Raw genomic sequence first — 23,013 nt, 5'->3', positions numbered from 1 at the left:
CTATCTACTCGCGTTTTTAAGCCTCGAATTTCGAATAACGCGAATTCGGCAATTTGGCAAAACCTAATTTTCCCGAAATTCGCGCGCCGTTCCTGAAAAACGGGTTTATTTCGCTGCGGTTAACGCGGGGCAAAGAGATTTTGGTGACAGGCAAGGGGCATATGACGCTGTTTTGGTGACAGCCATCCCCTGATATGGTGACACCTAAGCGTCCCCCTTAACCTATTAACCTTTACCAAATTGAATTTGGATTAAGGAAAAGGGTAATTCCTGTTTTTCCCAGCGGGTTGACAGAAGACGGGATTTAGAGCTTTGTAGAAAGCATAAACGGAATCGGCTCAAAGAAGCTGACCGATAAAAATAAGACGATACATCGAGTAGGCAAAACCATGAACCCATTGCGGCTGACCGGCCCTGAAGCCGGGGTGATCAAGTACGACCTTTTGACCGCTTTGAGCGTGGCGGGGTTGAACGGATCACCGACCTTGCAGACCTCGTTGATGCGGCTGATCGCGGCGGTGACCTCGCGGTATAATTGGCGCGCTGACGAGCTGAGCGTGGGCCAGCGGGATCTGGCGCGGATGTGGTCGGTGAATGAACGCACGGTGAAACGCGAGATCAAACGGCTGACGGATGCCCAGCTGTTGATTTGTACGCGCGGCGGCGTGCGGGGCAGGGTGGCGGCCTATCGGTTGAACTATGCGCAGATCGCGCGGCTGTCAGAGCCGTGCTGGCCGCTGGTCGGGCCGGATTACGATGCGCGGATGAAAGAGCGGTATCGCAGCGAAACCCCGGTCAAGGTGGTACAACTGGCCGATTATGCGAAACCCGAGGCATCAGAGCCCGCGCAGGGCGGGCCGGGTACGTGGCAACGCGCGATGGTGAACCTATCGCGGGAGAACGCGGATCAGTTCAAGGCGTGGTTCTCGCAGCTTGAATATGTGGCGTTCGAAGGGGGCGTGCTGGAACTGCGCACCCCGAGCAAATTCGCGCAACGCTATATAGAGACGCATCTTCTGCGCCCGCTTGTCGCGGCGGTGGAGGCAGAGTTGGGGCCGGTGACGCGGATCGAATTTAGGGCCTAGAAACTGCCGCTGATGGCGCGGGCGGCTTCTTGGGCGATGGGGGCCGCGCGGCGGGCGAAGTCTTCGGCGCTCCATTCAGAAAGCGATCCGGCGATGTGGATTGCCCCCAAGGGACGGCCCTGACGGTTGACGACGGGCACACCAATGGCGACTTCGCCCAAGACGAATTCATTCTGGACCTGCGCAAATCCGTCTCTACGGGCCTGTTCGAGACTGTTCATGATGCTGTCGGGGTCCACGTTGGTGTAAGAGGTATAGCTGTGCAGCGGGAAGCGATTGATGATCTCGCGCGCTTCTTCCGGGGGCAGGGCGCAGAGGGTCGCGCGGCCGCCGGCGGTGCAATAGGTCGGGACGCTATGGCCCACAAGCGTGGCGTAAAACGTTTCGCGTTTGCTTTGCATGCGCAGGGCATAGATCACGCGGGTTTCATCATAGAGGCTAAAGTCGATCCGTTCGGCGATGGATTTGCGCATCTCGAGGATAACGGGGGTGGCGACCTGCACCACGGGGTCCAGACGCAGGGTGTCGTGGGTGTGGTCAAGCAAGCGCAGTCCGGGCAGGTAGCCGCGGTCATCGGGGCTGCGCCGGATGTGCCCCAATGTCATGAGCGTATGCACAAGACGTTGCGCGGCAGATCGGTCGATCTCTGCCTTCGTGGCGATGTCTGACAGGCTGAGCGGGCCGTCGGCCTCGTGAAACGCGCTGAGCACGTGAATGGCGCGGGCGGCAGAGCGCACAAAGAGCCTATCGGCATCTGCCTGAAAATTAGACGCGACAGAGGAATGTGGTCGTTTGGGGTCAGGCATTGAGCGCTCCGGGTTGACGCGAGGATAGGTCAGTGCCTAGCATCGTATGGCAATACAGCCGTATCGCCAAGCAATACATTCAGTTTTGTGAAGCGATACATCATTTAAAGGTGGGTTCCCCGATGCGCGTCGCCATGGCCGGATTTCTTCATGAAACCAATACCTTTGCGCCCGAGCCTGCGGATATGGCGGCCTTCAAGGCCGGTGGCGGTTATGTCCCCATGGTGGGTGGCCCCGCGATGATCGACGCCTTTCAGGACGTGAACCTTGGCATGACCGGCGCGTTGAAGGTCGCGGGGGATTCGGGTTGGGATGTGGTGCCTGTTCTTTGGGCGGGAGCTATTCCATCGGCACCTGTGACGCAGGATGCGTTCGACACTATTCTGGGTGAAATTCTGGACGGGCTACGTGCCGCAGGGCCGTTGGATGGCGTGTTTCTGGACTTGCACGGCGCGATGGTGGCGACGCATCACGATGACGGTGAAGGAGAGATCGCCCGTCAGGTGCGCGCATTGGTGGGGCCGGATGTGCCGATTGCCGCCGCATTGGACCTGCATGGCAATATCTCGGAAGAGTTTGTGAACACGGTGGATGTGCTGGCGGGATTCCGGACCTATCCGCATATCGACATGGCCGATACCGGTGCCGCAGCGGCGCGGTTGCTGGATCATGTGATGCAGACCGGCAGGCGCCCGGCCAAAGCGTTCCGTCGCATGTCCTATCTGGTGCCGATCCCGTTTCAGACGACGGATATGCAGCCCGCAAAGGGATTGTATGAAAACCTGACAGAGGTTGAGGCGCAAGGCGCACTGTCGGCGTCGCTGTTCATGGGCTTTCCGGCGGCGGATATTGCCGATTGTGGCCCCACGGCGGTGGCCTATGCCGAGACACAAGCGGCGGCGGATGCCGCAGCAGATGCGGTGGCGGATGCCTATGCCGCTGCCGAATCCGAGTTCGACAATGATACTTTTACCCCCGACGCGGCGGTTGCCTATGCGGTGCGCGCGGCAAAAGGGGCAGGGCAGGGGCCTGTGGTGATTGCCGATACCCAAGACAATCCCGGTGCGGGTGGGGTCTCTGCCACGACGGGGATGTTGCGGGCCTTGATCGATGCTGATGCCCAAGACGCGGCGATCGGGCTGATCGTAGACCCGCATTCCGCCGCCCAAGCCCACGAGCTGGGGGAGGGCGCGCGCGCCGTGTTCCGCATTGGCGGGCACCCCGGTCTGCCCGACGATAGCCCCGTCGAGGTCGAGGCCGTTGTCGAGATGCTGTCGGAGGGCAAAGTGAAAGCCACCGGCCCCTATTACGGTGGGACGATGCTGGATCTGGGGCCCTCGGCCTGTTTGCGCATTGGCGGCGTGCGGGTGGCCGTCACAACGCGGATTGCGCAGATGGCTGACCGCGAGATGTTCCGCTTTGTCGGGATCGCACCAGAGACGCAGAAAATCCTTGTCGTCAAAAGCTCTACCCATTTTCGGGCCGATTTCACCCCGAGTGCGCGCGAGATTATTGTTGCGCGTGCCCCCGGCCCCATGCCGTTCGACCCCGCAGACCTGCCCTTTACGCGGTTGCGTGAGGGGTTGCGGCTTTCTCCTAACGGTCCCGTTTTCGGGGCCGCGCGTGCGGCTGCTGCACGCCCCGATACCGGCGGATCAACCGGCGGTGTCCAAATATAACAATGACCACAACCAACATGGGAAATTGATATGCTGACTTTACGACCCACATTGAAACAAAGCCGGGGGCTGGCCGCGTCGCTGATGACCACGGCTGCGCTGCTGGTGCCTGCCGCGAGCTTCGCGCAGGAAGAAACCACGATCACGGCGGTCATGCACTCGGGCCTGCGGGTGCTGGATCCGGTGATTACCACGGCGCACATCACACGTGACCACGCCTATATGATCTATGACGTGCTGACGGCGGTGGACGAGAATTTCACCCCGCAGCCGCAGATGGCAAGCTGGGAGACATCCGACGACGGGCTGGTCTATACGTTCACCCTGCGCGACGGGCTGGTGTTCCACGATGGCGCGCCTGTGACCGGCGCCGATGTTGTTGCCTCTCTGACCCGTTGGGGCAAGCGCGACAGCGGCGGGCAGTTGATCTTTGACGTGACCGAAAGCCTTGAGGCGAGCGATGACAAGACCGTTGTCTGGACGCTGACCAAGCCCTTTGGCCCGCTGATCGACGTGATTTCCAAGCAATCCGCGGTGCCGCCGTTCATCATGCCGGCGCGTGTTGCCGAAACCTCTGCCGATGAGACGATCACGGAATACATCGGCTCCGGCCCGTTTGTGTTCGATCAGGACGCCTATGAGCCCGGCGTGTCGGTGACCTATGAAAAGTTCGACGACTATGTGCCGCGCGACGAGCCCGCATCCTGGATGGCGGGCGGCAAGGTCGTCAACGTGGACAAGGTGGTCTGGACCACGATGCCCGATGCGCTGACCGCGCTGAATGCGCTTTCGGCGGGCGAGATCGACTATCTTGAGCAGGTCCAGATCGACCTGATGCCGATCCTGTCGGGCAACGAGGATGTCGTCGTCGAGAAACGCGATGATCTGGGCTATGTCACCATCGGGCGTCCGAACTTCTTGCACGCACCGTTTGACAACAAGCTGGTGCGTCAGGCGGCGATGGCGGCGCTGGATCAGGAATCCATGCTGGCGACGATGCAGGGTGATCCTGAATACTACAAAGTCTGTGGCGCGATCTTTGGCTGCTCGACCCCCTTGGGGGACGAGGCGGGATCAGACTTGCTGACCGGTGGCGCGAATACCGAGCGTGCCAAGGAGCTGCTGGAAGAAGCGGGTTATGACGGGACGCCGATTGTCCTGATGGCCCCGACCGATGTGATCAGCCTGAACAACCAGCCTGTGGTTGCAGCCCAAGCGCTGCGCGAGGCGGGGTTTGAGGTCGATATGCAGTCGATGGACTGGCAGTCGGTCGTGCAACGCCGCGCACAGCAGTCGCCGGTGGCCGAGGGCGGGTGGAACCTGTTCTTCACCAACTGGATGGTGCCCGAAGTCTCTGACCCGCTGGTCAACGTGATGTTGAACGGTCGTGGCGATGATGGCTGGTTCGGCTGGCCCGATGACCCCGAGATCGAAGCCATGCGGACCGAGTATGTCTCGGCCAGCGACGACGCGACCAAGAAAGAGATCGCGACGCGTATTCAAGAGCATGTGATGGACAATGTGAACTATCTGATGATGGGCGAATACATCATCCCGCAGGCGCGTCGGTCCAACATCGAAGACATGATCCCGTCGCCGGTGCCGGTGTTCTGGAACATGACCAAAGCGGCAGAGTGATCTGCCTTGAGAGGCGCGCTGCGATGCGCGCCTCTCACCCCTACGACCGCAAGGAGCCTTCGGCATGTTTTTCTATATCCTCAAGCGCATATTGGCCACGATACCGGTGATGGTGATCGTTGCGATTTTTGTGTTTCTCTTGCTGCGGCTGACGCCCGGTGATCCTGCCGCGATCCTTGCTGGTGATGCTGCCACCCCTGCGCAGCTTGAACGTATCCGTGACAGTCTGGGGTTGAACGACCCGCTGTTGGTGCAGTTCGGCACATGGATGGGCCAGCTGTTGCGCGGTGATCTGGGCACATCGCTGCTGTCGAATACCTCGGTTGCGGGGATGATCGGTGACCGTTTGGGGCCGACGTTGAATATCGCGCTGATGACGATTGTGATCTCGGTCGCTTTGGCCGTGCCGATGGGGGTGATTGCCGCCTGGCGGCACCGGTCCTGGGTGGATTTCCTTGTGATGTCATTTTCGGTGCTCGGCTTTTCCGTACCGGTCTTTGTCATCGGCTATATCCTGATCCAGATTTTCGCCATCGACCTGAAATGGGTGCCGGTGCAGGGCTATAAATCGCCAACCGATGGCATCGGACCGTTCTTTAGCCGTGCGATCCTGCCGTCGCTGACGCTGGCTACGATCTATATCGCGTTGATTGCGCGGATGACGCGGGCGTCGATGCTTGAGGTTCTGGGCGAGGATTATATCCGCACCGCCCGTGCCAAGGGGGTGCGCGAGAATGTCGTGCTGTTCCGCCATGCGCTGCGCAATGCGGCGGTGCCGATCCTGACCATCATCGGCACGGGGTTCGCGCTGCTGATCTCGGGCGTGGTGGTGACAGAAAGCGTGTTCAACATCCCCGGGATCGGGCGGCTGACAGTCGATGCCATTCTGGCGCGCGACTATCCGGTTATTCAGGCGATGATCCTGCTGACCGCGGGCATCTATGTGACGGTCAACCTGTTGATCGACATTTCCTATTCATTCTTCGATCCAAGGATCCGGTACTGATATGACGCAGATCCCAAGCTCTCGGCACAGCGCCTTTCAAGTTGTGACCGGTTTATTCTCTGTCCCCAAAGCGATGCGGATCGGTGTCGGTCCGACGATTGCGGCGGTGATCCTTGTGGCGATTGTCCTCGCGGCGGTGCTGGCCCCTTACTATGTGCCCTATGACCCGCTTGAGATGAATGCGATGGCGCGGCTGAAGCCGCCGTCGGATGACTTCTTGCTGGGCACGGACCCTTACGGCCGCGATATCTTTAGCCGCGTCGTGACGGGGGGGCGCGTGTCGTTGCTGATCGGTGTCGGGGCGGCGGTGGTCAGCGTGGCCGTGGGGCTGCTGATTGGTCTGGTCGCGGGGTATTTCCGGCTGGCCGACAGTATCATCATGCGGATCATGGACAGCCTGATGGCGATCCCCGCGATCCTGCTGGCGATTGCGCTGGTCGCGCTGAACGGGCCGAGCGTGACATCGGTGATCATCGCGATCACCGTGCCGGAGGTGCCCCGCGTTGTGCGGCTGGTCCGGTCGGTGGTGCTGACCGCGCGTGAAGAACCCTATGTCGAGGCGGCGATCGCGCTTGGATCGTCAATGCCCAAGGTCTTGTTGCAGCATCTGATGCCCAACACCTTTGCGCCGTTGATCGTGCAAGGCACCTATATCTGCGCCTCTGCCATTCTGATCGAGGCGATCCTGAGCTTTCTGGGGGCGGGCGTGTCGACCGAGATCCCCACATGGGGGAATATCATGGCCGAGGGGCGGAGCTATTTCCAGATCAAGCCGGGGCTGATCTTCTGGCCGGGGTTGATGCTGTCGCTATGTATTCTGGCGATCAACCTGTTGGGCGACACGGCCCGCGATATCCTTGATCCACGTATGAAAAAGCGGGAGGTGTGAGATGGAATTCAAGTCCAAAGACTTTACCGATGCCAAACGCGTGCTGAAAATACGCGGGCTGACGGTGGGGCTGGCGGGGCGGCCCAAGGCCGATCCGGTGTTGCGCGGGATCGATCTGGATATCCGCGCGGGCGAGACCCATTGTCTGGTGGGCGAAAGCGGGTCGGGCAAATCTGTCACCTCGCTGACGGCCATGGGGCTGCTGCCCAAGGATGCGCTGGAAATTCAGGGCGGGTCGATTGATCTGGAAGGGATCGAGATCACCCAAGCCAAGCCGGCGCAGATGCGGGCCTTGCGGGCGCGGCGGATCGCGATGATCTTTCAGGAACCGATGACGGCGCTGAACCCTGTTTTGCGGGTGGGCGAGCAGATCGAGGAAGTGCTGAACATGCACAGCGATCTGTCCCGCGCCGAGGCCAAGGCCCGCACCATCGATATGATGGAGCAGGTGCATCTGCCGGATGTGGAACGCATCTATGCCGCTTTCCCGCATCAGCTCTCAGGCGGGCAACGGCAACGGATCATGATCGCCATGGCGTTGATCCTTGACCCTGATCTGTTGATCGCGGACGAGCCGACGACGGCGCTGGATGTGACGACGCAGTTGCAGATCCTCAAGCTGATTTCAGAGATGCAGGAACGCCACGGCACGGCGGTGCTGTTCATCACGCACGACATGGGCGTGGTCGCCGAGATCGCGGATACGGTCAGCGTCATGCAGAAAGGGCGCATTGTTGAAAGCGCGCCGATCCGGCAGCTCTTGACCGCGCCCAAGGAAGATTACACTCGCAAGCTGTTGCAGGCGGTGCCCAACCTTGATCCGCGCGCCCCTCGGGCACCGGCGGAGGCGCGGGATGTGATCACCGTGGACGGGCTAGAGATGACCTATGGCGGGGGCGGTTTCTTTCGCGCCAGCCAAGGGGTGCGGGCGGCGCAGGATGTGAATTTCACCATCCAGCCGGGGCGCACCCTTGGGATCGTGGGCGAAAGCGGGTCGGGGAAATCCACCGTGGCTCGCGCCATCATGCGGCTGATCGACCCTACGGCGGGAAAGGTGACCGTTGCCGGGACCGAGATCGCGCAGTTGTCGCGCCGTCAGTTGCAGCCGCATCGCAAGCATTTCCAGATCGTGTTTCAAGACCCATATCGGTCGCTGAACCCGCGCTGGACCGTGGCGCGCAGCCTGTGCGAGGGGCCGATCAACTTTGGCACCAGCCGCGCCGATGCGATGGAACACGCCGCCGAGCTGATGGAGCTGGTGGACCTGCCGCGCGATGCGCTGGACCGCTATCCGCATCAGTTCTCTGGCGGGCAGCGCCAACGGATCGCCATCGCGCGCGCCGTTGCGATGAAGCCCGATCTGCTGGTCGCGGATGAGGCCGTGTCGGCGCTGGATGTCAGCGTGCAGGCGCAGGTGCTTGACCTGCTGGATGACGTGCAGGAAAAATTCGGCATCGCCATGCTGTTCATCACCCATGACTTGCGGGTCGCCGCGCAGATTTGCGACGAGGTGCTGGTGATGCAGAAAGGCGTTGTCGTCGAACATGGGCCCGCTGGCGAGGTGCTTGCCGCGCCACGCCACGACTACACCCGCAACCTGATCGAGGCCGCACCCGGCCGGCATTGGGATTTCGCCAACTTCCGTGCGCTGGACCGCACGCCCCCCGTGACAGGAGCCACCCTATGACCACCATTCCAAAGATCGAATCCTTTGCCAGCGATCTGACCGCGATCCGTCAGGATTTCCACGCCCACCCCGAACTGGGGTTCGAAGAGGTGCGGACCTCGGGCATCGTGGCGGCGCAGCTGCGCGCCTATGGGGTGGACGAGGTACACGAGGGCATCGGCGGCACCGGCGTCGTCGGGCTGATCAAGGGGCAGGGGGGTGGCAACCGCCGCGTGGGTCTGCGCGCTGATATGGACGCGCTGCCGATCGAGGAAACCTCGGGCGTGGCCTATGCCTCCACCAATCCGGGGCGGATGCATGCCTGTGGTCACGACGGTCATACCACGATGCTGCTGGGGGCCGCGCGCTATCTGGCCGAGACGCGCGATTTTGATGGCACCGTGGTGCTGATCTTCCAACCCGCCGAGGAAGGTCTGGGCGGTGCGCGCCGCATGATCGCCGAGGGGCTGTTTGAACGCTTCCCCTGTGACGAGATCTACGGGATGCACAACGATCCGAATTCGGAACCCAATGTTGTGTCTGTCACGCCGGGGCCCGCGATGGCGGGGGCGAGCTTTTTCGACATCACGATCAAGGGCACCGGCAGCCACGCCGCCGCGCCGCATCAGTCGAAAGACCCGATCGTTATCGGCTCCGCTTTGGTGCAACAGCTGCAAAGCATCGCCAGCCGCAATATCATCCCTACCAAGCCCATCGTTCTGTCGGTGACCAAGTTCAATGCGGGCTCTGCCTATAACGTGGTGCCCGATACGGCGACGATTGCTGGCACCATTCGCTATTTCCACGACGATGTGTCCCAGCTCGCCGATCAGCGCATCCGCGATATCTGTGCGGGCATGGCGCTGTCTTACGGGGTGGAGATTGATGTGGACCTGCGCAATGTCTTTGACGTGCTGATGAACGACCCCGACCTGACCACCGCCTATGTCGCAGCCGCCGCAGATGTGGTGGGCGCTGACCTGTCGTCAGAATCGACCGAGCAGGCCACCGGATCAGAGGATTTTGCCGATATGCTGAAAGTCGTGCCCGGTGCCTATTGCCGTGTCGGACACGCGGGCAATGTGCCGCTGCATAATCCGGGCTTCGTGCTCGATGACGCGATGCTGCCCGTGGGGGCATCGATCTATGCGCGCATCGTGGAAACACGTCTGCCCAAGGCCTGAAGTTACGCTATCATAAAGAACGTCTGGCGGTGCCGCAGATCACGGCATCGCACTAGGGAGGAGACCCGACATGACCAATCCGCTTGAGCTGCCGTTTGACACGGAAGAGATGATCGCAGGGCTGCGCCCCTGGATTGAAACCGAAAGCCCGACCTTTGACGCGGGGGCCGTGAACCGGATGATGGATCTGGTGCAGCATGATCTGGCGGCCTTGGGTGCGCGGGTTGAACGGATCCCGGGCCGGATGGGGTTTGGCGACAGCGTCCGCGCCACCATGCCCCACCCCCGTGCGGGTGAGGGGGGTATTCTGCTCTTGGGGCATATGGATACGGTCCACCCTGTAGGCACGTTGCAAAAGCTGCCGTTCCGCCGCGAGGGGGGGCTTTGCTATGGCCCGGGGCTGATGGATATGAAGGGCGGGAACTATGTCTTCCTTGATGCGCTGCGCAAATTGCTGGCCGCCGGGGTCGAAACTCCGCTGCCCGTCACCGTGCTGTTCACGCCGGATGAAGAGGTCGGCACACCGTCGACCCGCGCGCTGATCGAGGCCGAGGCCAAGCGCCATAAATATATCCTTGTGCCCGAACCTGCCTGCCCCGACGGCGGCGCGGTGATCGGGCGCTATGCCATCGCGCGGTTTAACCTGCAAACCCGCGGCAAACCCAGCCACGCGGGATGGGCGCTGAAGGATGGCGTGTCGGCGATTGCCGAAATGGCAAAGCATGTCGCCGTGATCGAAGGCATGACCAGCGACGACTGTACCTTCTCGTTGGGGGTGTTCAACGCGGGCCAATGGGTGAACTGCGTCTCTTCGGTCTGCGATGCCGAAGTCCTGTCTATGGCCAAGACCCAGGAACAACTGGATGCGGGCATCGCCAAGATGATGGCCTTGAACGCGGACCAGGGGAATGTGGTGATGGAGGTCACGCGCGGCGTGACCCGCCCCGTGTGGGAACCGGACCAGCCCGGCACGATGGCGATGCTGGGGGTGGCGCAAGAGATCTCGCGCGAGCTGGGGTTCGAGATGACCGGCCAATCGGCAGGCGGCGGATCGGACGGGAACTTTACCGGTTACCTCGGATTGCCCACGCTCGATTCCATCGGGGTCCGGGGGCAGGGGCTCCATACACTGAATGAACATATCGAAGTCGACAGTCTGGTAGAGCGCGCAAAGCTGGCCGCGGGGCTTTACTGCCGGCTTGGGGCATAGGAGCCGGAATGGGGGCACAGCGCCAGCAGCACGCGATATCAGCGCGGTTCCGAATAAAATCGAAAAAAACGATGTTTTTTGAAAAAAGCTGTTGCAGCCCCCAAATCACAGGTCTATAGAGCGTTCTACCGGAGACGCAGACATGCAGACACGGGGCGCTAGACGGGGACGACGGGCTACGGTTCGGGTCTTACGTAGCGGAGAAATTCTGAGGTAATTGAGGCGGGGCGCGCTGAGAAGTTTACGGCGCATCTTGGTTTCTTTTGTCTCGACGCTCTTTGAAATTGATAGATATCTGAAGAGATATGTGGGCGGTTTGGTTCATTCGATGGATCAACGTCTGTATATCGCGCCGATAGCGACGCACTTAGGTGCTTAGCGATTATTCGGTGTCAGCTTCACTGTTTGGACGGCTTGTTGTTACTTTTGTAACTTTAAGCACTTCAAACGGAGAAAACGCCTGTATCATTCAGTAAGTGATGCAGGTTTGATGTGCAGAGGTTCGACGTCAAGGATACGCAGTAATGCGTTTCAACTTGAGAGTTTGATCCTGGCTCAGAACGAACGCTGGCGGCAGGCCTAACACATGCAAGTCGAGCGCACCTTCGGGTGAGCGGCGGACGGGTTAGTAACGCGTGGGAACATACCCTTTTCTACGGAATAGCCTCGGGAAACTGAGAGTAATACCGTATAAGCCCTTCGGGGGAAAGATTTATCGGGAAAGGATTGGCCCGCGTTAGATTAGATAGTTGGTGGGGTAATGGCCTACCAAGTCTACGATCTATAGCTGGTTTTAGAGGATGATCAGCAACACTGGGACTGAGACACGGCCCAGACTCCTACGGGAGGCAGCAGTGGGGAATCTTAGACAATGGGCGCAAGCCTGATCTAGCCATGCCGCGTGTGTGATGAAGGTCTTAGGATCGTAAAGCACTTTCGCCAGGGATGATAATGACAGTACCTGGTAAAGAAACCCCGGCTAACTCCGTGCCAGCAGCCGCGGTAATACGGAGGGGGTTAGCGTTGTTCGGAATTACTGGGCGTAAAGCGTACGTAGGCGGATTGGAAAGTTGGGGGTGAAATCCCAGGGCTCAACCCTGGAACTGCCTCCAAAACTATCAGTCTAGAGTTCGAGAGAGGTGAGTGGAATTCCAAGTGTAGAGGTGAAATTCGTAGATATTTGGAGGAACACCAGTGGCGAAGGCGGCTCACTGGCTCGATACTGACGCTGAGGTACGAAAGTGTGGGGAGCAAACAGGATTAGATACCCTGGTAGTCCACACCGTAAACGATGAATGCCAGTCGTCGGGCAGTATACTGTTCGGTGACACACCTAACGGATTAAGCATTCCGCCTGGGGAGTACGGTCGCAAGATTAAAACTCAAAGGAATTGACGGGGGCCCGCACAAGCGGTGGAGCATGTGGTTTAATTCGAAGCAACGCGCAGAACCTTACCAACCCTTGACATCCTGTGCTAACTCGAGAGATCGAGCGTTCACTTCGGTGACGCAGTGACAGGTGCTGCATGGCTGTCGTCAGCTCGTGTCGTGAGATGTTCGGTTAAGTCCGGCAACGAGCGCAACCCACATCCTTAGTTGCCAGCAGTTCGGCTGGGCACTCTAAGGAAACTGCCCGTGATAAGCGGGAGGAAGGTGTGGATGACGTCAAGTCCTCATGGCCCTTACGGGTTGGGCTACACACGTGCTACAATGGCAGTGACAATGGGTTAATCCCAAAAAGCTGTCTCAGTTCGGATTGGGGTCTGCAACTCGACCCCATGAAGTCGGAATCGCTAGTAATCGCGTAACAGCATGACGCGGTGAATACGTTCCCGGGCCTTGTACACACCGCCCGTCACACCATGGGAGTTGGTTCTACCCGACGACGCTGCGCTAACCTTCGGGGGGCAGGCGGCCACGGTAGGATCAGCGACTGGGGTGAAGTCGTAACAAGGTAGCCGTAGGGGAACCTGCGGCTGGATCACCTCCTTTCTAAGGATGTTTCTAGTCAGATGAGCTTGCTCATCTCGTGAAACACTTAGCAGGTCAGTAAACAAAACTGACCATATTCAAGGCATCGCAAGATGACCTTTCGGACCGAGCCGTCCTCATATCTCTTCAGCAAGCGTCTCACGCAGTGAGGCGCGAAGCCCCGACAGGGTACCGCGCAGCGGTGTCCCGAGAGGGGTCGGGTTGCTTCATGCAGCCAACGTAACACGCAGCCCTCGGGCTACGCTGGGGCCTTAGCTCAGCTGGGAGAGCGCCTGATTTGCATTCAGGAGGTCAGGAGTTCGATCCTCCTAGGCTCCACCAAGCATACGGCCCTTGAATAACCGCTTGGGCTGGTCCCTCTCGGGACATTCCTTCGGAATGCCCTGCCGGGACGTCGCGGTTTTGCTTTGCAAAACACGCTGGGTCGGTAGCTCAGGTGGTTAGAGCGCACGCCTGATAAGCGTGAGGTCGGAGGTTCAAGTCCTCCTCGACCCACCAAGATCTTTGCCAGCTAAAGATCGTCGCCCAAACAGGGTTTTGCGCAGCAAAGCGCGCGTTGGGCAAGCACACGATTTGACCATTAAGCACTGTACGCAGTTCTTAATCGTCCAATCGGACGGCGCGCAAGCGCATGGGTGACATTCCTTTGGAATGCATCTGATTGACATCGTAAAGAGAGATACAGTTACTTTAAGAGTAATCTTGAAGTAACAAACAACACGATCTGATCGCACCGCGTTAGGTGATGATCTCGGTTGCTGCTCCTTTTGGAGCCGGCGTTTACTTGACTGTTTCCTCGGTCTTTTGAACGTATCGCGACTGAAAGCGACGTGTTGTCCAAGTCAAGTACACTAACCAGAGTAGTGACGCCTACTTCCTGCACGGAAGGTAGGCTAGATGCACTACTCGCTGTCCACTCTGAGAGAGTGGGCGGGTAAAAGTATGCTTTTGATCTGGAATAAGGGAAGACAGTTTCTTACCAGCTTCTGTCTCCCGCGTTGGGCTGACGTCCTGCACTCTACCGGCCGTTTGAGGGTCTAAATTGTCCTCAAGTAGCCGAATAGGCGGTAGGACATTAAATCAGTCTTTCTTTTTCTGGATCAAATCAAGCGCGAAAAGGGCGTTTGGTGAATGCCTTGGCAGTAAGAGGCGATGAAAGACGTGATACTCTGCGATAAGCCATGGGGAGCTGAGAATAAGCTTTGATCCATGGATTTCTGAATGGGGCAACCCACCTGATTGTTTATTGTTGTCCTACCGCTTTGCTACTTGAGGACGTAAGTTCGCAAGGTGCAGACGGTGGGTTCATCAGTAAGCAGAACCAGGTATTTATAGACTGAATACATAGGTTTATAAAAGCAAACCCGGGGAACTGAAACATCTAAGTACCCGGAGGAAAGGAAATCAATTGATACTCCCCTAGTAGCGGCGAGCGAACGGGGACCAGCCGAGCCATGAGTGTGGTTAGAATGCGTTGGAATGCGCAACCAAAGTGGGTGATAGTCCCGTATAAGAAGCATGATTGGACGTATTAAGTAGGGCGGAACACGTGAAATTCTGTCTGAAGATCGGAGGACCACCTTCGAAGGCTAAGTACTCCTTACTGACCGATAGTGAACCAGTACCGTGAGGGAAAGGTGAAAAGCACCCCGACGAGGGGAGTGAAACAGTACCTGAAACCGAACGCCTACAATCAGTTGGAGGGTCTTTACGGCCTGACAGCGTACCTTTTGTATAATGGGTCATCGACTTGGTCTCACAAGCAAGCTTAAGCCGTTAGGTGTAGGCGTAGCGAAAGCGAGTCTTAATAGGGCGTTGAGTTTGTGGGATCAGACCCGAAACCGAGTGATCTAGGCATGGCCAGGTTGAAGATAAGGTAACACTTATTGGAGGACCGAACCCACATCCGTTGAAAAGGATCGGGATGAGCTGTGCCTAGGGGTGAAAGGCCAATCAAACTCGGAGATAGCTGGTTCTCTGCGAAATCTATTTAGGTAGAGCGTCATCCGAATACCCTCGGGGGTAGAGCACTGGATGGGTAATGGGGCCCCACAGGCTTACTGATCCTAACCAAACTCCGAATACCGAGGAGTACTAGATGGCAGACACACAGCGGATGCTAACGTCCGTTGTGAAGAGGGAAACAACCCTGACCTACAGCTAAGGCCCCTAATTCATGGCTAAGTGGGAAAGCAGGTGAGACGACCAAAACAACCAGGAGGTTGGCTTAGAAGCAGCCATCCTTTAAAGATAGCGTAACAGCTCACTGGTCTAAATAAGTTGTCTTGCGGCGAAGATGTAACGGGGCTCAAGCCATGAGCCGAAGCTTAGGATGCATTAATTGCATGGTAGCAGAGCGTAGTGTGACATAGTTCCATGTCTCCTTAGCCCTTCGGGGTATTGGAGACGCGGAGCTTTCTGTGAAGCCGGCGCGTGAGCGATCCGGTGGAGAGATCACTAGTGAGAATGATGACATGAGTAGCGACAAAGAGTGTGAGAGACACTCTCGCCGAAAATCCAAGGGTTCCTGCTTAAAGCTAATCTGAGCAGGGTAAGCCGACCCCTAAGGCGAGGCCGAAAGGCGTAGTCGATGGGAACCAGGTTAATATTCCTGGGCCAGATGGAAGTGACGGATCTCGAGGGTAGTTCATCCTTATCGGATTGAATGGGCTGCTTAGAGGTCCCTGGAAATAGCTCCATCGCTAGATCGTACCCTAAACCGACACAGGTGGATAGGTAGAGAATACCAAGGCGCTTGAGAGAACTATGTTGAAGGAACTCGGCAAAATACCTCCGTAAGTTCGCGAGAAGGAGGCCCGGTTCCTAGGCAACTAGGGGCTGGGGGCACAAACCAGGGGGTGGCGACTGTTTATTAAAAACACAGGGCTCTGCGAAGTCGTAAGACGACGTATAGGGTCTGACGCCTGCCCGGTGCCTGAAGGTTAAAAGGAGGAGTGAGAGCTCTGAATTGAAGCCCAGGTAAACGGCGGCCGTAACTATAACGGTCCTAAGGTAGCGAAATTCCTTGTCGGGTAAGTTCCGACCTGCACGAATGGCGTAACGACTTCCCCGCTGTCTCCAACATAGACTCAGCGAAATTGAATTACCGGTCAAGATGCCGGTTACCCGCGGTTAGACGGAAAGACCCCGTGCACCTTTACTACAACTTCACACTGGCATTAGGCCGAACATGTGCAGGATAGGTGGTGGGCTTTGAAGCGTGGACGCCAGTCTGCGTGGAGCCTCCCTTGAGATACCACCCTTGTTCTGCTTGATGTCTAACCGCGGTCCGTTATCCGGATCCGGGACCCTGTGTGGTGGGTAGTTTGACTGGGGCGGTCGCCTCCTAAATCGTAACGGAGGCGCGCGAAGGTTGGCTCAGAGCGGTCGGAAATCGCTCGTTGAGTGCAATGGCAGAAGCCAGCCTGACTGCGAGACTGACAAGTCGAGCAGAGTCGAAAGACGGCCATAGTGATCCGGTGGTCCCAAGTGGGAGGGCCATCGCTCAACGGATAAAAGGTACGCCGGGGATAACAGGCTGATACTGCCCAAGAGTCCATATCGACGGCAGTGTTTGGCACCTCGATGTCGGCTCATCTCATCCTGGGGCTGGAGCAGGTCCCAAGGGTACGGCTGTTCGCCGTTTAAAGAGGTACGTGAGCTGGGTTTAGAACGTCGTGAGACAGTTCGGTCCCTATCTTCCGTGGGTGTAGGATACTTGAGAGGAGTTGCCCCTAGTACGAGAGGACCGGGGTGAACGATCCACTGGTGGACCAGTTGTTATGCCAATAGCAGTGCTGGGTAGCTATGATCGGACAGGATAACCGCTGAAGGCATCTAAGCGGGAAGCCCCCCTCAAAACAAGGTATCCCTGAGAGCCGAGATAGACCATCTCGTCGATAGGCCAGAGATGTAAGCGTAGTAATACGTTCAGTTGACTGGTACTAATTGCTCGATAGGCTTGATTTGATCCAGTAGAAGAAAGACTTCTTACTAGGACAAAAGCATACACATACAATCAGTCGTACTGACTTGGACAAATCCTTACCCAGAATGGTGAGGGGGCGGGAACGCGCATCCTTCGGATACGCTCTCTCCCGCTTGTTGCTCTTTTGCCAATGGCAAAAGCAGCAACATAGAGGTTTTACTCGGTTTGGTGGTCATAGCGTAAGCAAAACACCCGATCCCATCCCGAACTCGGCAGTTAAGTGCTACTGCGCCAATGGTACTGCGTCTTAAGACGTGGGAGAGTAGGTCACCGCCAAACCTAGCAAAACCTCTACGTATCTCTCAACGATGACAATTAATAAGCCAATACAATAACATTGGCCACAGCCGCGGGATGGAGCAGCCCGGTAGCTCGTCAGGCTCATAACCTGAAGGTCGTAGGTTCAAATCCTACTCCCGCAACCAACTTTGACGAACAGGCCGCAGTCGAAAGACCCGCGGCCTTTTTGCTGTTCGAAAAGCTCGATAGCTAGTAAGCATCCGGCGTAGGCCACAGGTGGGTTATCGGTCGCGATCACGGTCCATTTCGATGAGCTCTTGCAGGTTTTCGATCCCGAATGGAGTGAATGCGATGACACCGTCGTCGCCGGGGCCGTAGACCCAGATCACACCATCTTCGGTTTCCATACCGATGGCGAGATCAAAGATCCGATCAACGGTTTCGCCCAGTTCGACAGCGACGCGGTCGATTGTCTTGACCGAATACACCTTGTTCAGCTGCATGGTTACGCTGCTTGTGGAAGGGATAGAGCTTTCCAGTTCCAAGGCAGAAGCTCATGCACGCGCGAGACGGGCAAGTCGGGCAGCCGGGCGAGAACATCGGCGAGCCAGGCCTGCGGATCGATGTCGTTCATTTTGGCGGTGACGATAAGGGTATACATGGCGGCAGCCCGTTCACCGCCGCGCTCGGACCCTGCAAAGAGCCATGACTTTCTGCCCAAAGCTATGCCACGTAAGGCGCGTTCGGCCGCATTATTTGTCAGACAGATACGCCCGTCATCGAGGAATGCCGTGAAGGCCTGCCAACGGCCATGCTTCTCAAACATGTAGTTGATCGCCTTGGCCACCTTGTTGTGTCTGGACAGTTTCGCGCGCTCTTCCTGCAGCCAGTCGTGGAGGCCGTTTACCAGGGGACGGGACAGGTTCTGGCGGGCGACGAGCCGGGCATCAGCATCCAGCCCATTGATCTCGCGCTCGATGTCGAAGATGGCGTCGATCCGTTTTACCGCTTCCAGGGCGACCGGCGAGATCTGATGGGCGGGTTTGCCCTTGCGGACGTTGCCCGCGATGTCAGCCAGCTCGAAGAACTTCCGGCGCGCATGCGACCAACACAGCGCGCTGGTCACGGGCCCCGCGTCTCGGTCCTCTCGATAGAGGTCGTTGTATCCACCATAGGCGTCCGCTTGCAGCACCCCTTGCCATTCTGCCAAATGCTGATTGGGATTGGTTGCGCCACGATCTCGGGAGAAGCGGAAGAACGCGGCCGGCGGTGCTCCGCCATTCCAGGGGCGGTCATCACGGACATAGGTCCAGAGCCGGGCCTTTTTTGCACCGCCCCGCGCCAGAAGCGGCACGGTGGTATCATCGCCATGTAGGCGGTGACCGGCACGCACGTGGGCCTCGATCGGCGCATGGATCGGCTGCAGGGCGAAAGTCGCGTGCCCGACCAGGTCTGCCAGGGTGGAGAGGCTCAGATCAACGCCTTCACGGGCAAAGCGCTCTGCCTGCCGGTTCAGGGGTTGGTGCTGTCCGTATTTTTCGAAGACGAGCATGGCGATCAGGCTGGGTCCGGCCCATCCGCGCGGGATCGCATGGAACGGGGCCGGCGGCTGGCTGATCTTCTCGCAGGCCCGGCAAGTGAACTTCTCACGCACAGTCTGGATCACCTTCCACTGACGCGGGATCACCTCCAGCGTCTCGGTGACATCTTCACCCATCTTTACGATCCGGTCCGAGCCACAGCAGGTGCAAACGGCAGGTGCTTCGACGACAACCCGCTCGCGCGGCAAGTGATCGGGGAACGGCTTTCGCCCGAAATGGCGGCGTGTGCAGGCGCGCACAGTGCTGGCTTTCTCGCTTGCTTGATCTGCGACTAAGGCATCCTCGGTAGCCGCCGCTTCCATCTCTTCAAGCTGCAGCTCCAGTTGATCGATCAGCCGGGCGCGTCGTTCTGACGAGATACCGTATTTGTCACGGCGCAGTTTGGCGATCTCAAGCTTGAGCTCTTGGATCATCGCCTCGGAGCAGGAGACAACCGCGCGGGCCTGCGCCAGCTCGCTTTCCGCCACATCTGCACGGGCCTCTGCGGCGGCCAGGGCAGCGCGTAATTTAGCGAGTTCAGAGGCGGCGTCAGACATGACCAATATTTACCAGCCGAAGCCGCGAAGCACCAATAAAAACAGGCTTTATGGCGCGAATTAACCAGCCTTTGCAGGACGTTGTGTCCAGCGTGGGTTACGCCAGTCGATGCCCTCCAGAAGATAACCCAACTGCGCCGCCGAGATCTGCACCGCTTCGCCCGACCGGCTCACCGGCCAGATGAACTTACCTGCCTCCAAACGCTTCAAATAGAGCGACATACCCACCCCATCATGCCATAGGATCTTGACCAGATCGCCTTTACGGCCCCGGAAGCAAAATATCTCACCCGTATGGGGATCACGGTCGAGCCCTTCTTGCACCTGTAGTGCCAGCGTGTTCATGCCCCGCCTCATATCGGTGACGCCGCCTGCGATCCACACCTTCACACCCGCCGGGAACGCAATCATTGCCCGTCCACCACTGCCAAAATCCGGGCAAGGGCTTCGGTCTCGACGTCCACCGGCACGATGAGCCGACGCCCATTCGGAAGGGCAATCTCAACCTGACAGTCCGAAGGTGAACAGGAGTTGACTGGATTAGCTCGTGACACGGGCGTTTCCTTCGACACAGTCACCGGCGCGAAAGATACCGGACGAGAAGACCCAAGCTCTCCGTTACGAAACTGCCGCCGCCAAGTGGTCAGCAGCGACCGGCAAATGCCATGCCGCCGCGCCGTGGCTGTCGCTTGGCGGTGGCCAATGAAGCTTTCTTCCACAATGCGCAGTTTGTCATCATCCGACCAATGCCGGCGGCGTTCACCATCGGCTGCGGAAAGTACTTCGATTTGAGGACAATTGATAAAGTCGGACATAAGGTCGGACTTACCATCGGATTGAGCCTGAGATCAGACGGCCGCCGCCGGAGGTTTACGATAGCTACAGGGTAATCCCCCCTAAAATTAGAGGTGTTCAAAAGTAGAATTTATGGACCTGTCGCGGTTTGATGCCGCTCCTTTGATAGCATCTACTGCAACAAAGGAGACTAACTATGGGACTGAAACGCACAGATGAATTCCGCGCTGATGCGGTGCGTATCGCGCTAACCAGTGGACTGACGCGCAAACAGGTGGCTGACGATCTGGGCGTCGGCATGTCGACGCTGAACAAATGGATCACTGCACATCGAGACACGGATGTGGTGTCAAAAGAGGATCTTAGCCTTGCCGAAGAGAATGACCGTTTGCGTCGTGAGAACCGCATTCTCAAGGAGGAGCGGGAAGTGTTAAAAATGGCCACGGTGTTCTTTGCGAGCCAAAAGCCGTGAGGTTTAAGTTCATTGAAGAACACCGAACAACATTTTCCATCAATCTGATGTGCCGGGTTATGGCAGTCAGCCCGCGTGGTTTGCGGGCGCATCGTAGCCGTCCAGCCAGCCGCAGGCAGCGGTCTGATTTGGTCACGCTGGCCCATATCAAAGAACAATCCCGTCTCAGTTTGGGCAGTTATGCACTGCACGGCAGGGTATTGCGCAGCAATGTCCCGAGAGTGGCAGGCCGCGTATGACCGAAGAGCTGAAGGAAATTGGTCTGAATGTAGGGCACCGCCGCGTAGGCAGGCTGATGCGTCAGAACGGCATATCGGTCGTAAGAACTCGTAAATACAAGGCGACAACGGACAGTAATCATAAGTTCAATATCGCGCCAAACCTGCTGGGTCGTGACTTTAACGCTGATGCGCCCAACCAAAAGTGGGCAGGCGATATCAGTTATATTTGGACGCGCGAGGGGTGGCTGTACTTGGCTGTGATATTGGACTTGCATTCACGGCGTGTAGTTGGCTGGGCGGTCTCGAACCGGATGAAACGCGACCTTGCGATCAGGGCTTTGAAGATGGCCATCGCGTTCCGTCAGCCGCCCAAGGACTGCATCCATCACACGGATCGTGGGTCGCAATATTGTTCGCACGACTACCAGAAGATCCTGCGCCAGCACGGGTTCAAGGTGTCGATGTCTGGCAAGGGAAATTGCTATGATAATGCCGCCGTCGAGACCTTCTTCAAAACCATAAAAGCCGAGCTGATATGGCGGCAGTCATGGGAAACGCGCAGGCAAGCTGAGATAGCGATCTTTGAGTACATCAACGGCTTCTACAATCCGCGACGCCGACACTCAGCATTGGGTTGGAAAAGCCCTGTCGCTTTAGAACGCAAGGTGGCCTAACGAGCACCTGGGGGGCACGAAAGCGCGACAGGTCCAAAGCGCGCCGGACGCTTGAGCAACTTGAGGACACCGCGCCCGACGCACTTGCCCAAACCAACGACGACGAATATAAAAAACAGACCCGCAGACTCTCGTTATAAATGAGGGAGCCTCGGGGGGCAGGTCAGAGCGTGACATCCTAATAAACCGTTCCGAGTTGTGGCCCGCCTGCGCGCGGTAGAAACAGCCTGTGCTATCGTTGCTCTATGAAGGGCAGCGGCCGTTCGCTTATTGGTGGTCTGTCTTGGGTCAGAACCCCGTTAAAAAACGTGGTCCATGGGTTGATGCGAACTTGAGAGTGGTGACGCTGTTTTGCAGTGATCCCGGTTAGGAAGATGACAGATCTGCATAGCCCACGCCCTTCTGTAGCCAACAGGAGGACAGACAATGGCAGAGCAAAAGACCTGCAAGGCCCCAGCAATTGAGACTGTGAACGTCGGAGCTGCGGCAGTTGATATCGGTTCGCGTGAACACATGGCTGCAGTGAACCCTGACGTGACAGATGCACCCGTGCGTGCGTTTGGAACTTTCACGCATGATCTGCATGATTTGGCCTATTGGTTCAAATCGCACGGTGTGACCAGCGTCGCGATGGAATCCACGGGCGTGTATTGGATCCCAGCCTACGAGATACTCGAACAGCACGGCTTCGAGGTTATACTGGTCAACGCCCGCTACGCCAAGAACGTACCAGGTCGGAAGACGGACGTCAGCGACGCAAGTTGGCTGCGGCAGTTGCATTCATATGGGCTCCTGCGTGGCAGCTTTCGACCAACGGCTGAGATTGCGACGTTGCGGGCTTATCTGCGCCAGCGCGAACGGTTGGTGGAATATGCAGCTGCTCACATCCATTGACCGGCAGGGTATCGCTTAGCGATGTCCCGAGAGGGGAGCACATGCAGAAGGCACTGATGGAGATGAACGTCCAGCTGCATCATGTCGTCTCTGATATCACCGGCGTGACGGGGATGAAGATCATCCGTGCGATTGTTGCGGGCGAACGGGATTTGGAGGTGTTAGCTGCGTATCGCGACGTGCGTTGCAAGGCTTCAACAGAGACAATCAAAGCCGCGCTCAATGGGAATGATCGCCCCGAACACATCTTCGGGCTGACCCAGTCGCTCGAACTCTATGACTTCTATCAGGCCAAGATGCTGGAATGTGATCGTCACCTCGAGGCGACGCTGGCGGCATTAGGGGTTGTTACGGTATTGATTGTCACCGAGAACTGACCCGGCAACTGTAGAAATTGTCATTGAGAATTGACCCATGTGCAACCTTGCCCCTGCTTG

Annotated in this window: 13 protein-coding genes, 3 tRNA genes, 3 rRNA genes and 2 pseudogenes; 16 read left to right on the top strand and 5 right to left on the bottom strand. The window is 57.9% G+C overall.

Going from position 1 to position 23,013, the window contains the following annotated elements:
• Positions 1-389 precede the first annotated feature (389 nt).
• Positions 390-1,085 carry a DnaA N-terminal domain-containing protein gene (locus AADW22_RS18580; RefSeq protein WP_037941351.1) on the top strand — a complete coding sequence of 232 codons (696 nt, stop codon included), beginning with the start codon at positions 390-392 and terminating at the stop codon, positions 1,083-1,085.
• Here the strand turns inward: AADW22_RS18580 and AADW22_RS18575 are convergent.
• Positions 1,082-1,822 (bottom strand): IclR family transcriptional regulator, encoded by a 741-nt coding sequence (locus tag AADW22_RS18575; RefSeq protein WP_074637179.1) that lies wholly within the window; start codon positions 1,820-1,822, stop codon positions 1,082-1,084. The genes AADW22_RS18580 and AADW22_RS18575 overlap by 4 nt on opposite strands.
• A gap of 191 nt (positions 1,823-2,013) precedes the next feature.
• On the opposite strand from AADW22_RS18575, the gene AADW22_RS18570 reads away from it, so the two are divergent.
• The 13 genes from AADW22_RS18570 to AADW22_RS18510 all read left to right on the top strand — a co-directional run bounded on the left by AADW22_RS18570 (position 2,014) and on the right by AADW22_RS18510 (position 17,568).
• Positions 2,014-3,570 carry a M81 family metallopeptidase gene (locus tag AADW22_RS18570; protein WP_407474925.1) on the top strand — a complete coding sequence of 519 codons (1,557 nt, stop codon included), beginning with the start codon at positions 2,014-2,016 and terminating at the stop codon, positions 3,568-3,570.
• A 30-nt stretch (positions 3,571-3,600) separates the two neighbouring features.
• Positions 3,601-5,208 (top strand): ABC transporter substrate-binding protein, encoded by a 1,608-nt coding sequence (locus AADW22_RS18565; RefSeq protein WP_407474924.1) that lies wholly within the window; start codon positions 3,601-3,603, stop codon positions 5,206-5,208.
• Positions 5,209-5,272: 64 nt separating this feature from the next.
• A complete protein-coding gene (locus tag AADW22_RS18560; protein WP_005848795.1) occupies positions 5,273-6,214 on the top strand; it encodes an ABC transporter permease in 942 nt (313 codons plus the stop codon).
• A 1-nt stretch (position 6,215) separates the two neighbouring features.
• Positions 6,216-7,103 carry an ABC transporter permease gene (locus tag AADW22_RS18555; RefSeq protein ID WP_064216922.1) on the top strand — a complete coding sequence of 296 codons (888 nt, stop codon included), beginning with the start codon at positions 6,216-6,218 and terminating at the stop codon, positions 7,101-7,103.
• 1 nt (position 7,104) lies between these two features.
• Positions 7,105-8,790 (top strand): ABC transporter ATP-binding protein, encoded by a 1,686-nt coding sequence (locus AADW22_RS18550; protein ID WP_407474923.1) that lies wholly within the window; start codon positions 7,105-7,107, stop codon positions 8,788-8,790.
• On the top strand, positions 8,787-9,953 hold the full coding sequence (locus AADW22_RS18545; RefSeq protein ID WP_009824267.1) for a M20 aminoacylase family protein: 1,167 nt from the start codon (positions 8,787-8,789) through the stop codon (positions 9,951-9,953). Before AADW22_RS18550 ends, AADW22_RS18545 begins: the two co-directional genes overlap by 4 nt.
• A gap of 70 nt (positions 9,954-10,023) precedes the next feature.
• On the top strand, positions 10,024-11,163 hold the full coding sequence (locus AADW22_RS18540; RefSeq protein WP_114865640.1) for a M20/M25/M40 family metallo-hydrolase: 1,140 nt from the start codon (positions 10,024-10,026) through the stop codon (positions 11,161-11,163).
• Between the two features lie 532 nt (positions 11,164-11,695).
• Positions 11,696-13,155, top strand: a 16S ribosomal RNA gene (locus tag AADW22_RS18535).
• Positions 13,156-13,400: 245 nt separating this feature from the next.
• A tRNA-Ala gene (locus tag AADW22_RS18530) sits at positions 13,401-13,476 on the top strand.
• 100 nt (positions 13,477-13,576) lie between these two features.
• Positions 13,577-13,653, top strand: a tRNA-Ile gene (locus tag AADW22_RS18525).
• Positions 13,654-14,258: 605 nt separating this feature from the next.
• Positions 14,259-17,124, top strand: a 23S ribosomal RNA gene (locus AADW22_RS18520).
• A gap of 183 nt (positions 17,125-17,307) precedes the next feature.
• Positions 17,308-17,422: ribosomal RNA gene (rrf, locus tag AADW22_RS18515) — 5S ribosomal RNA — on the top strand.
• Together the 16S, 23S and 5S rRNA genes with 3 tRNA genes alongside form the textbook arrangement of a ribosomal RNA operon.
• 69 nt (positions 17,423-17,491) lie before the next feature.
• Positions 17,492-17,568: transfer RNA gene (locus tag AADW22_RS18510), tRNA-Met, on the top strand.
• A gap of 96 nt (positions 17,569-17,664) precedes the next feature.
• On the opposite strand, the gene AADW22_RS18505 is transcribed toward AADW22_RS18510, so the two are convergent.
• Genes AADW22_RS18505 through tnpA form a run of 4 tightly spaced genes read right to left on the bottom strand, consistent with a single transcriptional unit; the run spans position 17,665 to position 20,335 of the window.
• Positions 17,665-17,886, bottom strand: a complete 222-nt coding sequence (locus AADW22_RS18505) for a hypothetical protein (protein ID WP_407473997.1) — start codon at positions 17,884-17,886, stop codon at positions 17,665-17,667.
• Positions 17,887-17,888: 2 nt separating this feature from the next.
• Positions 17,889-19,520 (bottom strand): IS66 family transposase, encoded by a 1,632-nt coding sequence (gene tnpC / locus AADW22_RS18500; protein WP_407473998.1) that lies wholly within the window; start codon positions 19,518-19,520, stop codon positions 17,889-17,891.
• A gap of 60 nt (positions 19,521-19,580) precedes the next feature.
• Positions 19,581-19,931, bottom strand: a complete 351-nt coding sequence (gene tnpB / locus AADW22_RS18495; protein WP_407473999.1) for an IS66 family insertion sequence element accessory protein TnpB — start codon at positions 19,929-19,931, stop codon at positions 19,581-19,583.
• On the bottom strand, positions 19,928-20,335 hold the full coding sequence (gene tnpA / locus AADW22_RS18490) for an IS66-like element accessory protein TnpA (protein ID WP_407474000.1): 408 nt from the start codon (positions 20,333-20,335) through the stop codon (positions 19,928-19,930). The genes tnpB and tnpA overlap by 4 nt, the downstream gene beginning before the upstream one ends.
• A 176-nt stretch (positions 20,336-20,511) precedes the next feature.
• Between tnpA and AADW22_RS18485 the strand changes: the two are divergent.
• A pseudogene (locus AADW22_RS18485) lies at positions 20,512-21,682 on the top strand (IS3 family transposase).
• A 426-nt stretch (positions 21,683-22,108) separates the two neighbouring features.
• A pseudogene (locus tag AADW22_RS18480) lies at positions 22,109-22,917 on the top strand (transposase); the annotation flags it as partial.
• Between the last annotated feature and the right edge of the window lie 96 nt (positions 22,918-23,013).

Source organism: Sulfitobacter sp. PM12 (assembly GCF_045586035.1).
Classification (GTDB): domain Bacteria; phylum Pseudomonadota; class Alphaproteobacteria; order Rhodobacterales; family Rhodobacteraceae; genus Sulfitobacter; species Sulfitobacter pontiacus.
Note: the sequence above shows the minus strand (reverse complement) of the source record. Positions and strands in the feature narration are given on the sequence as shown.